Source organism: Actinomadura barringtoniae (assembly GCF_017573505.1).
GTDB classification, from domain to species: Bacteria; Actinomycetota; Actinomycetes; order Streptosporangiales; family Streptosporangiaceae; genus Spirillospora; species Spirillospora barringtoniae.
In genome coordinates this window covers 147931-161522 of sequence record NZ_JAGEOJ010000014.1, presented here as the reverse complement: position 1 = coordinate 161522, position 13592 = coordinate 147931, and the positions used below count along the sequence as shown (strand labels likewise).

Here is a 13592-nt window from a genome sequence, read left to right as displayed (position 1 = left end):
CGTCAGTCCGCGCTGTAGTCGGCGAGGTCGAGCCTGGCCATCTGCCGGGCGTACTGCGTCGCGAAGCCCGGATACATGGTGGCGTTGTAGCCGTCCTCGGTCAGATACCAGCTCTTGCAGCCGGAGTTCCAGGTCGTACGGCGTAGGCGTTGTTGCATCCGGCGGTTGTAGCGCTCCTGGCTGCCGGCCTTCACGTCGAGCGCGGACAGGTCGCGGTCGAGGATCAGCCTGATGCCCTTCACGGCGTAGTCGATCTGGGCCTCCATGTAGACCAGCGCCGAGTTGTGGCCCGGCCCGGAGTTCGGCCCGAACGTGAAGAACAGGTTCGGATAGCCCGACACGTTGACGCTCTTGTACGCCTGGGCACCGCGCGACCATTCGGCGGCCAGCTCGCGTCCGGCTCTTCCTCGGATCGGGAACGGCGTCCCGGTCTTGCAGACGTCGAAGCCGGTGGCGAAGACGATGCAGTCGACCTCGTGCTCGATGCCGTCGGCGGTACGGATCCCGGCCGGTGACAGCGTCGCGATGGGCCAGGTGATGAGCTTGCAGTTGTCCCGCTGGAGCGCGGGATAGTAGTCGCTGGTCATCAGCATGCGTTTGCAGCCGGGCCGGAAGTCGGGCGTCAGCTGCCGCCGCAGCCACGGGTCCTTGACCGACGCGCGCAGGTAGGCCTTCGAGGCCCGTTCGACCAGGGAGGTGAAGGCCGTGTCCCACACCAGCCCGAGGGCCACGGCCTCGTGCCCCAGATACCAGGCGCGTCGCGCGGCGGTCTGGGCGGCCGGAACGCGGCGGAGCAGCCTCTTGCTCCAGTCCGGCCGCCGGTAGTCCAGGCGTGGCAGCACCCATCCGGGCGTGCGCTGGAAGACCTTGACGCTCGCGGCCTCCCGTACGAGCTCGGGAATGATCTGCACGGCGCTCGCACCGGTCCCGATCACCGCCACGCGTTTACCGGCGGCGTCGTAGTCGTGGTCCCATCGGGCGCTGTGCATGATCCGGCCCGTGTAGTCGCCGATCCCGGGGATGTCGGGCAGCCCGGCGTTGGCCAGCGGCCCGGCCGCCATCACGACGCTCCGCGCGATGAACGAGCCACCGCCGGCAGTGCGGGCCGTCCACGTCCCTTCCTTCTCGTCGAACGCCAGGTCCTCGACGTCGGCGCCGAACCGGACGTGCGGCTCCAGGTCGAAGCGTTCGACGATCCCCCGGATGTAGCCGAGGATCTCCTCGCTGCCCGAGTAGGCCCGCGACCAGCCGGGATTCGGGGCGAACGAGTAGGAGTAGAGCAGCGACGGAATGTCGCAGGCCGCGCCCGGATAGGTGTTGTCGCGCCAGGTGCCGCCCACCTCCCGTCCCCGTTCCAGCACCACGAAGTCGTCGATGCCCGCCTGCTTGAGCCGCACGGCGGCCCCCAGCCCGGCGAAGCCCGCGCCGACGATCACGACCGCGACCACCCCGCCCGCCGCGGTCGCCTCAGCCGGCGCGGTCGCACGGCCCGCGTCGTTCGGCGCGGTCATCGGGCCACCGGCTCGTGCGTGAGCTCCTTCGCCCAGGCAGGCGTACGGCGCAGCAAACGCCTCGGATAGTGGTCGGTCGCCCGGACCATGAAGTCGGCGAGGCGGTGGTAGGGATGCCCGCGGTCGATCACCATCGCCGCGTGCCGCTTGAGCACCTGGTAGGTGACCAGGCGTCGCGTCCCCTCACCTCGTTCGCCCACGGAGGTGAAGCGCCGCATCGCCGCGTACAGCCGCTCCTCCTTCAACCCCATCGCGACGATGTTGTCGCGCATCTTGTTGAGCAACGGGATGTACATGAGCGCCCCGAGCAGCACCCCCGGGCTCGCGGCCGACCCCACGGCCTGGATCAGCAGCCGCCGCGCCGGAGCGTGCCCGATCAGGTCCAGGACCTGGAAGTCGACGGCCAGGTGCCGCGACTCGTCCGCGTTGATCTTCTGGAAGACCTCATGGCACACCGGGTCGTGCACCTCGTCCAGCAGGAACTTCACCAGCGCCCCGTCCAGCGCGACCTCGAGCATCGGGATCACGGTGCCGAGGATCGACAGCGGCATGTCGTCGGAGTACCGGTCCAGCCACTCGATGGCGAGGCGCACGTTGACGTTCGGCTCGGGCACCTCGCCGTCGTCGAGCATCCCCCACCGCCGCATCAGGGCCAGTTCGGCGTTGGCGTGCCGCTGCTCCTCGGCGTGGAAGTACACGTAGATCTGCCGGAGCGTCTCGGTCGGCGCCTTCTTGGCCATGGCCGCGAAGCCCCGCGCCCCGATGTTCTCGATCCACACCAGGTCGGCCATGAACGCCCGGAGCCGGGGCCGCTGCTCCTCGGTGATCTCCTCCGCGCCCGGCGCGTCCCAGTCCACCTCCGCGAGCGCCCACTGCCGGTCCTTGATCTTCTGGAGCATCGCGTCGAAGTCGTCCACGTCAGCCTCCTATCCGTGCGATGAGCCCGAGCGCCCTGGTGTAGGCGACGGGCGCGGCCCGCTTGAGCCGCCAGAGAACACGCGCGTCGAGCTGCGGCAGCACGTACAGCCGCCCCTTCTCATGCGCGTCCAGCGCGATCCGGGCGACCCGCCCGGGCGAGAACCCCGTCCACTTCATGACGCGCTCCCCGAGCCGCGCCGTCCGCTCGTCGATCAGCCCGGCGGCGACGATGTTGGTCTTGACGAACGTGGGGCACAGCACGGTCACCCGCACGCCTTCGGCCGCCAGCGTCTCCGACAGCGCCAGCACCCCCGCCTTGCTCACGTTGTAGGGAGCCATCCGGGGCGCTGCCGCGAAGCTCGCGGCCGAGGCGACGTTGATGATCCCGCCGCCTTCCCCCAGCCGCGGCGCGAAGACATGGCACCCGTGCACGACGCCCCAGAGGTTGACCCCCAGCGTCCGCCGCCAGTCCTCCAGCGGCGTCTCCCCGACCACCTGGCCGCCGGCCCCGATCCCGGCGTTGTTGACGACCAGCCCCACCGCCCCGCCGAGCCACTCCTCCGCCCGTTCGGCCAGCGCCACGACCTGCGCCTCCACGGAGACGTCGCACTCGACCGCAAGCGCCGCGCCCCCACACTCCTCGATCACCTGCACCGTCTCTTTGGCACCGGCGAGACCAATGTCCGCGCAGACCACCCGCCCTCCCCGCCGCGCGATCTCAAGCGCGAACGCCCGCCCGATCCCGCTTCCCGCTCCCGTGACCACCGCGTCGTTCATGAGACCTCCTCAAGCCTGGAAGAACCGAGATGCGTGCGTACGAACGAAGCCGCCCGCGCCAACGCCGGCCCGGCCTCGGGCACCAGCACCGGCATCGCCTGGAAGACGTGCATCTGATCGGGCCAGATCTCCAGCTCGCACTCCCCGCCCGAGGACCTGATGAGCCCGGCCAGGTACTCGGCGTCGGCCGCGAGCATCTCCGCGCCGCCCGCCTGGATCAGCGTCGGCGGAAGCAGATCGTCCGGCCCGAACGTGAACGCCAGCCGCGGATCGCCCGGATCGGCCGCCGACGTGTAGAGCTCAACGAGCCGCCGAGCCCGTACGGCCGAGATCATCGGATCCCGCCGCTCCCGTTCGCGCCGCATCGCCTGCCGCAACGTGAGGTCGACCAGCGGCGAGAACAACACCAGCGCCGCCGGACCAGGCCGGCCCTCCCGCCTCAGCTGCAGCGCCAGATCCACCGCGAGATGCCCGCCCGCCGAGTCGCCGGCCACCACGATCCGCTCGAATCCCTGCCGCACCAGCCACTCGTACGCCGCCCGCACATCATCAGCAGCCGCCGGAAACACATGCTCGGGCGCCAGCCGATAGTCAACGGCGAACACCGGCAGCCCCGTCATCACCGACAGCCGCGAGGTCAGCCCCCGATGCGTACGGGCCGACGCCAGCATGTAGGCGCTGCCGTGCAGATAAAGCACGACCCCGCCCTCACCGCGTCCCATCCACTCCCCCCTCCCGGGAACCCTCCGCACCTCAACCCCCGGCAACGCAGGACCCAGAACGGCGAGCGACCGGGCAACGATCTGCCGAGACACCCACACCCCCGCCCCGGAGACCGGAACGACCGCGCTCAAAGGCCGCACGGTCACCGCCGCACACCGCCCGGCGAGCCGCGACCTCCACGAACCCCGATCTGAGGGCACATGCCTTCTCTGATGGCGCATGCCCTCAATTAGCGGTCTGAGGGCATCTGCCGTCAAGATGGGTCAGGTGAGATCCAGACCACGCACCTACGGGGGCCAGACCACCGACGAGCGCCGGGCCGACCGGCGCCGCCGCCTGGTGGACGCGGCGCTGGAGATCTGGGGCGACCAGGGCTGGGCGGCCGTGACCATGCGCGGCGTCTGCGCCCGCGCGGGCCTCATCGACCGCTACTTCTACGAGAGCTTCCCCGACCGCGACGCCCTCCTCGCGGCCGTCTGGGACCAGGTCCGCGACGAGACCGTCACCCTGCTCACCCAGGCCATCGACGACCAGAAGGACCCGATCGACCAGCTCCACGCGGCCATCGCCGGCCTGGTCCAGGTGATGGTCGACGATCCCCGCCGTGCCCGCATCGGCTTCGGCGAGCACACCGGCAGCCCCGTCCTGGAGCAGCGCCGCCGCGACACCCTCCAGCTGTTCACCGACCTGATCGTCGAGGCCGGCCGCCCCTACTTCCGCCCGGACATCGACGAAACCTCGTTGCGCATGAGCACCCTCATGGGCCTGGGCGGCTTCGTCGAGCTCATCACCGCCTGGCACGCCGGCGTGGTCCCCGCCGCTCCCACCCAGATCATCGACCACACCACCGCCGTCGCCGCCGACCTCGCCGCCCGCTACCTAACCCCCTGACCCCCCGCCCCCCTAACCCCCCCGCCCCCACCAACGCCGATCTTGCTCTCACCGCCCTCAATCCGCCCTAGAGAGGGCCATGAGAGCAAGATCGGCGTCAGGTGCGAGCGAGGGCGGCTCGGATATCGGAGAGGATCTCGGCTGGGCGGCGGTAGTAGGCGTCAGCGGTGTAGCGGCGGAACGTCCAGCCAGCGGACTCCAGCGCGTTCTGCCGTCTGGCGTCGGCACCGAGGTAGCCGCGGTGACTGTCCTCCCCGTCGTACTCGATCGCCAGCCACTTGTCCGGATAGGCGAGATCGAGCCGATAGCTCCGGCCACCGACCGCGACCTCGTACTGCACCTCCGGGACGGGGAGCCCTCCCGACACCAGCAGCATCCGCAGCCGCGTCTCCATAGGAGATTCAGCCCGCGCGTCGCTCAGCTCGAGCACTGGTTCGACCAGCCGTACGCCGGGCCATCCGCGATGCGCCAACGCGTACGCCAGAAAGGCGTCCGAATCGATCCGGTGCCTGTGGGCCAGGGCATCCACGGCCACGACCGCCTCGACGAACTCATATCCGCTCTTCGGCGGGCGCAGCCGCGACAGGTCGAAGGCCGTTCGGAAGACACTGGTGACCGGGATGTCGTTGACGATGGCGATGTCCTCGCCGGGCACCTCTGCGTGCCGAACCCTGCGTTCGGAGTCGGACTTCAGGTGAAGCGTCCGTGGAACAGTGACCTCCACTCGGTCGTCGGTCCGGCGGAGGACATCGACATCGTGGAACCAGGCCGCCCAGCGCCCGCTGACCACAGCACCAGGCGGAGCCCCGAGCACGACCGCTTCGGCCCGGCCATGACGGTCGAGCTTCAGCCCGGACCACCGATAGACGTCATATCTCATTCGAACCCAGGTCGGCCCCCTGAGCTCCTTCGCCGTCACATGGCCCTTCGCGACCGCCCACGTCCCTTTGAACGGCCAGCGACACAGTTCCTGAGGTGGTTCATGTGCTCGTGTCACACCCGCATATCTGCTCACCCTGTGTCACAGAACGGCCTCATACCAGGCACATTCCGCAACCACCCGCACCCAACAGCGCCGATCTTGCTCTCACCGCCCTCAACCCGGCGCGGAAAGGGCGCTGAGAGCAAGATCGGCGCAGTTGGGGGGCACACAGACCCGCCGATCTTGCTCTGAGCGCCCTCTGAGTGCCGGTTTAGGGGCGCTGAGAGCAAGATCGGCGAGGTTGGGGCCTCAGGTGGGAGGGGTGGGAGGGGTGGGAGGGGTGTGGGGGGTGAGGGGGGTGGGAGGGGTGAGGGCGGTGAGGGCGGCGTCTACTTCGGCTTCGGTGGTGTAGAGGTGGAAGGCGACCCGGGCTCCGCCGTTGCGGGGGGACATTCGGATGCCGGCCGCGGTCAGGAGCTCGGACGCGTGTGGCGTGGTGACGGTGGTGAAGGCGCTGTCGCTTGCGGGCATGCCGAGCCCGGCGCGGAAGCGGTTGGCCAGGCGTACGTTGTGGTCGTGGATCTGGTCGACGCCGATCTCCAGAAGCAGGTCGAGGGTGGGGGCTGCGGCGACGTAGGAGAACCACGGGACCGCGATGTCGAAGCGGCGGGCGTCCTTGGCGAGGCGGAGGGGCGGGCCGTACGAGGCGTTGCCGTCGCCCGCGTACCAGTTGGCCGCGATCGGGCGGATCCGGTCACGGACGGACGGGTCCATGTAGCCGAAAGCCGTGCCGCGGGGGCACATGAGCCATTTGTAGGCGGAGACCACGACGACGTCGAAGAGGGTTGCGTTCACAGGTAGCCAGCCCGCGGCCTGGGTGGCGTCGGCGACCAGGAGCGCATTGTGCGCGCGGGCCGCGGCGACGATGTCGTCGATGGGGGCGACCTCGCCTGTGGCGGATTGGACGAGACTGAAGGCGACGGCATCCGTACGATCGTTGATGGCGTCGGGGAGCTGGGCGGGTGGCGCCGTACACACATCGAGGTCGTTCGCCAGCCAGGGGAACAGCGTCGAGGTGTGCTCGATATCGGGGGCCAGGACGCGCGCCCCCTTCGGGAGGGAGGCGGCCACCGGCGCGAGGATCTGGGATGCGGCGGCTCCAACGGTGATGTCCTGTGGTGGGGCGTTGACCAGGCGGGCGAAGGCGGCCCGGGCACGATCGGTGTTGGCGTCCCATCCGTCCCACCCCCGTGCCCCGCGGCGCCACTCGTCGAGCGGGGCCTCCAGCGCCTCAACGGCAAGCCGTGGCGGCACTCCATAGCTCGCGGTGTTCAGCCAGCCCGGCTCCACGTCCCACAGCTTCACCGCGTCCACAAGATCCACCAGGTCAGCCTATAGACCCGGGCGATCACGACCTGGCGCAGGCGGCGCAGGGGCCGTACGGGGGCGCTGTGTAGCCCTCGGGCAGGAGGAAGGTGGAGAACCTGCGTTCGTCGTTGGGGGTCATCGGACTCAGGTTCGACTGGGTCACCGCTACGTGGTGCTCCAGGTCGTCGGCCTGCCCGGGGTCGGTGTGGCCGGGCTCTCTGAGGGTGAGGATCTCGCCGCCCGGCCGGTAGCTGGCCACACGGGCATCGCGATCCCAGAGTTCCTTGAACCTGGGGCTGGTATCGCAGAGCTCTTCGACCAGGCCCGCGAACTCCCTGTCATGAGGCTGTCCGGCCAGCACACCGCGCATGCGTGCGACCAGCGCCTCCCAATGCCCCTTGCCGTCGACGACGATGTGCTCGGCATGGTCGTCGCGGAAGAGCCATTTGGCGAGGTTGCGCTGGTCCGGCGGCACACTGCCGAAATCGAAGACCCAGTTGGCGAAGGCCCGGTTGTGGTACTGGACGTTGTAGGCGGCGTCGCAGAGATACGCGGGGTTGGGTTCGAGCAGGTCGATGATCCTGGTGAGCGAGGGGTCGCCGTCCGCGGCGAAGTCGGTTTCGGGCGGCCGGGCGTTGCCGGTGAGCTGCCAAAGCGCGCGCCGTTCCTCCTCGGAAAGCCGCAGGGCCTGGGCGATGGCGGTCAGCAGGCCGGGTGTCGGCCGGTGTTCGCTGCCCTGTTCCAGCGCGCTGATCGTACGAACGGAGTAGCCGCTGAGCCGGGCGAGGTCCTCCTGGGTCAGCGTCGAGTTGCGATTGCCGCGGCGGCCAGGCAACCCGGCGTCCTCCAAGGTGACCCTGCCGCGCCACTCGCGCAGGAACCGGCCCAGCATGTTCTGCGCGGACGAGCCCATCGGCCGAGCGTAATCGCGGCCTTCACGAACCGGCAATGGCATTGCTAGCAATGGCGCTGCTGGTGATGCCTTCGCTGGCGAGGAGTTTGCTCTGGCGCGGTTCCCGGTCGCCTTCGATGATCGGGGAACGCCCCGCAGCGACGAAGGGATCAGGAAATGTCGAACACCCTGTTCGTGAACCTCCCGGTCAAGGACCTCGGGCGAGCGACGAAGTTCTTCGGAGAGCTCGGCTTCGGCTTCTTCGGGGCGACCGAGGACATGGCGTCGGTCGTCATCAGCGAACGCACACAGGTGATGTTGCTGGCCGAGCCCGCGTTCGCGCAGTACGCCAAAACCCAGGTCACCGACCCGAACAGCGGCACCCAGGTCATCCTGGTCCTCGGCCTGGACACCGCCGCGGAAGTCGACGCACTGGTGGACAAGGCCCTGGCGGCCGGCGCCGCACCGGTCGGCGAGGCGGTCAACGAAGACGGCCGCTACCAGCGCGGCTTCGCCGACCTCGACGGCCATCAGTGGGCCGCCCTGGCCCTGGTGCCCCCGGCCTGAGCCTGTTCATCGCAGGAGACGCTCGACGTCCTCCCGCCGGAAACGCAGGCGCCCTCCAGGTGTCCGGACGTGCGGCAGGAGACCTTGGTTCGCCCACAGCACCACCGCCGACGGCGAGACGCGGAAGATCTTCGCGACCTCCTTGGCGGTGAGCAGTTCGGGCGCCGCATCATCGGGCATCGAGATCCTCGCCGCACCGCACGATGGCCTCGGCGGCCTCGGCCAGGTCCCAGGTGGGAAACCGGACCGTGCCCCGCGGCGGCAGGCTGACCGAGAGCGTCTCCTCGCGTATCCAGGCCGTCATGCCGGCACGCACCGACAGCGTGGCGATCCCCCACCCTTCACTGCAGTGCAGCGGGCCGACTCCTCGCGCGCGGAGCACCTCGGCCAGTTCCCGTATCGCCGTACGGCAGTCGCGCCGCGGCAGTCCCCACCCCGCCGAGCCATGCGGCACCCGAACGGTGAAGAAGGTGGCCTTGCCGGATGCGGGCCGAAGCCATGACCTCGTCCGATGAACGCCCCACGTCCCGCCGTGCTCCCCGCTCAGCCCTGCGACGACCTCAAGCCCCCGCCCGCTCTCGCAGCTCGGCTCCGGGCGCAACGCCGCGAGCGCACCCTTCCAGGGGCCCGTGTCGAAGACCTTCACCACGATCTCCGGCCATCGTCCGCGCCGGTAGAGGTAGAGCTCGGGAGCGTCCCCCGCGTGCGTCAACGCGTTGGTCGCCAGCTCGGAGACCATCGTGACGGCGTCGTGCACCAGCACGTCCGGCAGCCGCAATCCGCAGAGCATCTCGCGGACCAGGGCCCGCGCCATCCGCGCGCACGTCCCGTCCGGAGGCAGGGCCCACACCGCGCACCCACCCGCGTGAACGGTCGACGGGGGGACTTGCATGACCATCACCCACCCAACCTCCGGCATCGTCGCCGGACGTATCGGCATCGTCGCCCAGAGTTGCATGCAGGCGAATCCCACGTCTTAGAAATTCGAAGAGAATCTGAAGTTTGCGAATGACAGGCAGGTGATCACTCCGGGTGAGAGAGTGACCACATGCCTGAGATCCACGCGGCCGGCTACAGCCCGACCATCAAGAAGCGCGCCCTGAGCAGGAAGCTCCTCGCCGCCCGCAAGGAGATCGGGCTCACCACGACCGACGTGTGCAAGCAGCTTCGATGGAGCCCGAGCAAGCTCAACTACATCGAAAAGGCGAAGTGGATCGAGCCCAGCAGTGACGCCGTCACGGACCTGTGCGAGGTCTACGGCATCGAAGGCGACGAGCGCGACGCCCTCATCCGCCTCACACGAGAGGCTCGCCAACGCGGCTGGTGGAGCAAGTACAACGACGTGTTCGACAATGAGTTCCCCGGTTTCGAAGCCGCGGCTTCGTCAGTCGACACGTTTCAGCACACCTTCCTGCCGGGACTCCTGCAGATCGCGGGCTACATCGAGGTGGTCACGATCGCCGCCGGGATCGAGGACCCCGCCGAGGTGAAGCGCCACGTGGCAGCGCGCCTTGAGCGCCAGAAGATCCTCACACAGGTGGACGGCGCAAGCCGGCTGCGTGCGGTGATAGACGAAAACGTCATCGCCCGCGTCAGGCAGTTGCCGGTCGGCGAGGCACAGCTGCGCCACCTCCTGGACATGGCGACCCGTCCCAATGTGGAGTTGCAGGTGATCAGGACCGGCATCGGGCCATACCGCGGCGCAGGCGAGGCGTTCACCTGTCTGGGCTTTGCCGACCCCGGCGAACGAGACATCGTCTTCCTTGAGACCACCATCGACAATCGCCTACTCGAAGAGAAGGACGAGCTTCGCGCATACAGGGAACGATTCGCCCAACTGTGTACGATTGCACTCGCTCCAGGTGCAACGAAGGCCTATCTGGCTCAACAGTTGGAGATCACAGGATGAAATCAGCCCACCCCGTCTGGCGGAAGAGCACCTCCTCCCAGGGGGGCGGCACAGATTGCGTCGAGGTGGCCGACCTTGCCGAGGCGTGCGGCGTGCGTGATTCCAAGGACCCTGACGGTCCCGTCCTCAGCTTCACGCGCAAGGAGTGGGCCGGGTTCCTCAGCACGATCAAGTCCGACCGCTACGACCTACCGGCGTAGGACGGTCACCCGTTGAGGCCCGCCTCGATCGGGTCGACTTCCTTGGGCGTGCGGTGCAGGGTCTGCTCCGTGCTCTCGACGAGCTTGCGCATGGCCGCGCGGAGACGGCGGCGCTGATCGATGAGTTCGCGTTCAAAGACCGTCGCCGCGCCACCCTTGTCGCTCACCCAGACCTGGCGGCTGTCCATCCGCCGAACGGGTTTGTCGAGCGCCCGCTCCACGATGTCAGCGTCACGCTTGAGCCGCCGCAGCAGTTGCTCCAACTCCTGATACTTCGGGTTGGGCACCTTACCGGGAGTCATTGACCACATCCTTGACTCGGTGGCGAGAGCGCGTGAACGACGGCATTCTAGGTGCGGACCGCGATTCTGGGGAGGCCGGATGCAGATACTCCGCATCGTCGGCCTGACCCTGGCGACAGCCTTGCTCCTGTCAGCCTGCGGCGACGACAAGCCCAAGGGCCCGACGGCCGCCGAGGCGGAGCAGACCCTCAAGGCCCACATCAACAAGCTGGTCGGCGTCGGTGTCGGCAACGTCCGCCATGTGAAGGTGACCGACCCTGGCGGCAAGGACATCCCCTGCGGCAAGAACAAGGCCAAACGCACCTACGCGGTCACAGGCGACAAGAATGATCCAAAGAAGGATGATCTGAGCCTGACGCCAGTTGATCTACGCAGTCATATGTTCGGAGTGCTGATCACGCAGGTGGCCAAGTACGACACGGTTGACATCAAGGGTGGTCAGCCCACCCTCAACACCCACAACCCAGCCACCAGAACGAACATCCTCATCAAGGCATACCCGAACAGAAAGCTCGAACTGTTCGGGTCCACAGACTGCCTCCGGACGCGTTAGCCCTTCTCCCAGCTCTTGGCTGCGTCACCGGCCTCCTTCGACTTGCCCGAGAACGCTCCGGACGCGTTGACGCCGACCTGCCCGAAGTCGGTCTCATGCTCGCCGCCGCGGCCGTTGGCTTCTAGCCAGGCGACGTAGTTGGCCAGGCGTTCGGGGTCCTTGGCGAGATCCTCGTACGGCAGAAGGCGGCCCTTGTCGTCATGGAAGGGCCAACCAGGGTGAGGGTCCTTGAAGTCCAGCGGCTTGACCTTCATGGCGTAGCCGCCCTGGATGAGGCGCAGGATCATGGCGTGCTGCAGGCCGAGTGACATCTGCAGGTCCCGGTCTTCCAGGCGGCCGATACGGGTGTTCTCGTCCGCTGCGTCCTTGACCTGGTCCAACGCCTTACCGCCGTACTCGGTCAGGTAGCCCCAGACCTCTTCGGCGGCCTCACCGGCCGTCGGAACGAAGACGTCGCCGACTTTGAAGCCGAGGTCGGCCAGGTCGCGCAGCTTGTCGCGGCGCTCGGCATCCCGTTCGTCCAGAGCACCTTGAACCGTGTGTTCCGCCTGCGTCTGGAGCCCGCTGACGTAGCCGAGCGCCTGCATCACGCGCTCCAGGCCCGGCGCGTCGGCAGGCAGGCGGCCATGTTGTTTCGCGACCTCGATCCGGACGCTCTCATTGAACAAGCGGCGGGTGAGTTCGCCCATGCCCTGCTCGAAGGGGCGCATGTCGGCGGGCGAGTCCGCGAAGGTCTTCAGGAAGGCGTAGGTGTCCTCGGGGCTCAGGCTGAAGAGGGGTTTCAGGCCTGGGGTGAAGGTCTGCACCTTGCCGAACGCGGTGTCCTGGTTGCGGTCGTCGATGTTCGCGCCCTCAGCGATCTCGGGAGCGTACGAGCCTGCGATCTGGGAGAGGGAGATGCGGGTCTGGGCGGCGATCTGGACCTTGGGGAGGGCGGTCATGACGGTGAAGGCGAAGCGGGCGGCGTCCTGGCTGTGGCCGTGCTGTTCGTCGTACGCGCCGGAGCCTGCGGCCAGGGCGTGGCCGAACTGTTCGGCGGCGCCGGGGTCCAGGCCGGTGAGGGTGGTGAGGTTCTGCAGGGTCGCGGAGAGGCTGGCGGGGTGGTTCTGGACTCCGCCGACTGAGGTGGGCGAGGTCGGGAACGCGCCGGCCACCCCTTGGAAGGCGAGGCGGGCGGCGGCGGGGTTGTGGGCCAGGGCCTGCATCATGCGCTGAACGGTCTCCCAGTCGGTGGCGTTCAGGTCGCCGTGATGGAAGTCCGGGCGGGCCGTGCCTTGCTTGTAGAGCGGGTCGAGCGCCTGGACGCGGGCGAGGGAGGCCAGCCACTCAGGCGGGAACGATCCGTACGAGACCAGGGTGGCGACGCCGCGGCGGTCGTCGGGTGACAGGTTCGGGTCGAACAGGGACTTGGCGATGGCGCTGAAGCCGGGGACGTCCATGCCTCCGGAGACGGCGCTGCCGAACGCCTCGCCGCTCTCTTGGAGTTGGCGCGCGACGTGGCCGTGGCGGCCGTACTCGTTGATGAGGGCGGGCAGGCGGCGGGTGGCGTCGGCGCCGATGCCCGCGAAGAACGCGGCGGCGTAGTCGGCGTCGAAGCGGTGCACGCCGAGCTCGTTCAGGATGTCGTGGTAGCTGCCATGCTTGATGGCGCGGAAACGGGCGGCCAGGTCGACGCCCATGCGGCGGGCCTGGGCCGGGGTGAGGATGAGCGACTCGTCGACGGAGGCCATGCCGGGCTCGGAGCTGTCGTCGAGGGCGATGGCCAGGTCGCGACGGCGGGTCAGCATGGGGAGCTGTTCGTCGATCCAGGCGCAGACGCGGTCGGCTTCGGTGAGGCCTGAGGTGTCGACGCCGTGGGCGGCGAGCCCGGTGCGGTACGGGGCGAGCGCTCCGGCGATGTCGGCGCGGCCGCGGCGGAACTCGGCGATCATGCCGCCCATCAGCTCGGGGTCGATGCCGCTGAAGCCCGGCGGGAACGGCACGGACACCGGCACCACCTCCCGAATGTGACGCCTGGTCAACGAGTGACGATGTCACGAGTTCGGCGAACGAGGTAGGA

Annotated in this window: 16 protein-coding genes; 5 read left to right on the top strand and 11 right to left on the bottom strand. The window is 68.7% G+C overall.

Annotated elements, in window-relative coordinates:
- Positions 1-2: 2 nt before the first annotated feature.
- Genes J4573_RS32285 through J4573_RS32270 form a run of 4 tightly spaced genes read right to left on the bottom strand, consistent with a single transcriptional unit; the run spans position 3 to position 3928 of the window.
- A complete protein-coding gene (locus J4573_RS32285; RefSeq protein WP_208259707.1) occupies positions 3-1511 on the bottom strand; it encodes a flavin-containing monooxygenase in 1509 nt (502 codons plus the stop codon).
- A complete protein-coding gene (locus J4573_RS32280) occupies positions 1508-2428 on the bottom strand; it encodes a hypothetical protein (RefSeq protein WP_208259706.1) in 921 nt (306 codons plus the stop codon). The genes J4573_RS32285 and J4573_RS32280 overlap by 4 nt, the downstream gene beginning before the upstream one ends.
- 1 nt (position 2429) lies before the next feature.
- Complete coding sequence (locus tag J4573_RS32275) at positions 2430-3206, bottom strand: SDR family NAD(P)-dependent oxidoreductase (RefSeq protein ID WP_208259705.1); 777 nt, start codon at positions 3204-3206, stop codon at positions 2430-2432.
- Positions 3203-3928, bottom strand: coding sequence for an alpha/beta hydrolase (locus J4573_RS32270; RefSeq protein ID WP_243773895.1), 726 nt, complete (start codon positions 3926-3928; stop codon positions 3203-3205). The genes J4573_RS32275 and J4573_RS32270 overlap by 4 nt, the downstream gene beginning before the upstream one ends.
- Positions 3929-4196: 268 nt before the next feature.
- Between J4573_RS32270 and J4573_RS55525 the strand changes: the two genes are divergently transcribed.
- The gene (locus J4573_RS55525; RefSeq protein ID WP_208259703.1) at positions 4197-4820 is read left to right on the top strand and encodes a TetR/AcrR family transcriptional regulator; all 624 of its coding nucleotides are present in this window, start codon (positions 4197-4199) and stop codon (positions 4818-4820) included.
- A 97-nt stretch (positions 4821-4917) separates the two neighbouring features.
- On the opposite strand, the gene J4573_RS32260 is transcribed toward J4573_RS55525, so the two are convergent.
- From J4573_RS32260 to J4573_RS32250, 3 genes are all read right to left on the bottom strand, one after another.
- Positions 4918-5700, bottom strand: a complete 783-nt coding sequence (locus J4573_RS32260; RefSeq protein WP_208259702.1) for a PDDEXK-like endonuclease domain-containing protein — start codon at positions 5698-5700, stop codon at positions 4918-4920.
- Positions 5701-6051: 351 nt separating this feature from the next.
- Positions 6052-7125, bottom strand: a complete 1074-nt coding sequence (locus J4573_RS32255; RefSeq protein ID WP_208259701.1) for an aminotransferase class V-fold PLP-dependent enzyme — start codon at positions 7123-7125, stop codon at positions 6052-6054.
- A 25-nt stretch (positions 7126-7150) separates the two neighbouring features.
- A complete protein-coding gene (locus J4573_RS32250; RefSeq protein WP_208259700.1) occupies positions 7151-8023 on the bottom strand; it encodes a helix-turn-helix transcriptional regulator in 873 nt (290 codons plus the stop codon).
- A gap of 156 nt (positions 8024-8179) precedes the next feature.
- Here J4573_RS32250 and J4573_RS32245 point away from each other — a divergent pair, with 156 nt between their 5' ends.
- Positions 8180-8569, top strand: coding sequence for a VOC family protein (locus tag J4573_RS32245; RefSeq protein ID WP_208259699.1), 390 nt, complete (start codon positions 8180-8182; stop codon positions 8567-8569).
- 6 nt (positions 8570-8575) lie between these two features.
- Here the strand turns inward: J4573_RS32245 and J4573_RS32240 are convergent, their stop codons facing one another.
- Both J4573_RS32240 and J4573_RS32235 read right to left on the bottom strand, forming a co-directional pair.
- Positions 8576-8749, bottom strand: coding sequence for a MerR family transcriptional regulator (locus J4573_RS32240; protein WP_208259698.1), 174 nt, complete (start codon positions 8747-8749; stop codon positions 8576-8578).
- A complete protein-coding gene (locus tag J4573_RS32235; protein WP_208259697.1) occupies positions 8739-9461 on the bottom strand; it encodes an ATP-binding protein in 723 nt (240 codons plus the stop codon). The genes J4573_RS32240 and J4573_RS32235 overlap by 11 nt, the downstream gene beginning before the upstream one ends.
- 156 nt (positions 9462-9617) lie before the next feature.
- Between J4573_RS32235 and J4573_RS32230 the strand changes: the two genes are divergently transcribed.
- The gene (locus tag J4573_RS32230; protein ID WP_208259696.1) at positions 9618-10478 is read left to right on the top strand and encodes a helix-turn-helix domain-containing protein; all 861 of its coding nucleotides are present in this window, start codon (positions 9618-9620) and stop codon (positions 10476-10478) included.
- Positions 10475-10678 carry a DUF397 domain-containing protein gene (locus J4573_RS32225; RefSeq protein WP_208259695.1) on the top strand — a complete coding sequence of 68 codons (204 nt, stop codon included), beginning with the start codon at positions 10475-10477 and terminating at the stop codon, positions 10676-10678. Before J4573_RS32230 ends, J4573_RS32225 begins: the two co-directional genes overlap by 4 nt.
- Positions 10679-10683: 5 nt before the next feature.
- Here J4573_RS32225 and J4573_RS32220 read toward each other — a convergent pair whose 3' ends face one another.
- A complete protein-coding gene (locus tag J4573_RS32220; protein WP_208259694.1) occupies positions 10684-10980 on the bottom strand; it encodes a hypothetical protein in 297 nt (98 codons plus the stop codon).
- 79 nt (positions 10981-11059) lie between these two features.
- Between J4573_RS32220 and J4573_RS32215 the strand changes: the two genes are divergently transcribed.
- A complete protein-coding gene (locus J4573_RS32215) occupies positions 11060-11533 on the top strand; it encodes a hypothetical protein (protein ID WP_208259693.1) in 474 nt (157 codons plus the stop codon).
- On the opposite strand, the gene J4573_RS32210 is transcribed toward J4573_RS32215, so the two are convergent.
- Complete coding sequence (locus J4573_RS32210) at positions 11530-13521, bottom strand: hypothetical protein (RefSeq protein WP_208259692.1); 1992 nt, start codon at positions 13519-13521, stop codon at positions 11530-11532. The genes J4573_RS32215 and J4573_RS32210 overlap by 4 nt on opposite strands.
- Between the last annotated feature and the right edge of the window lie 71 nt (positions 13522-13592).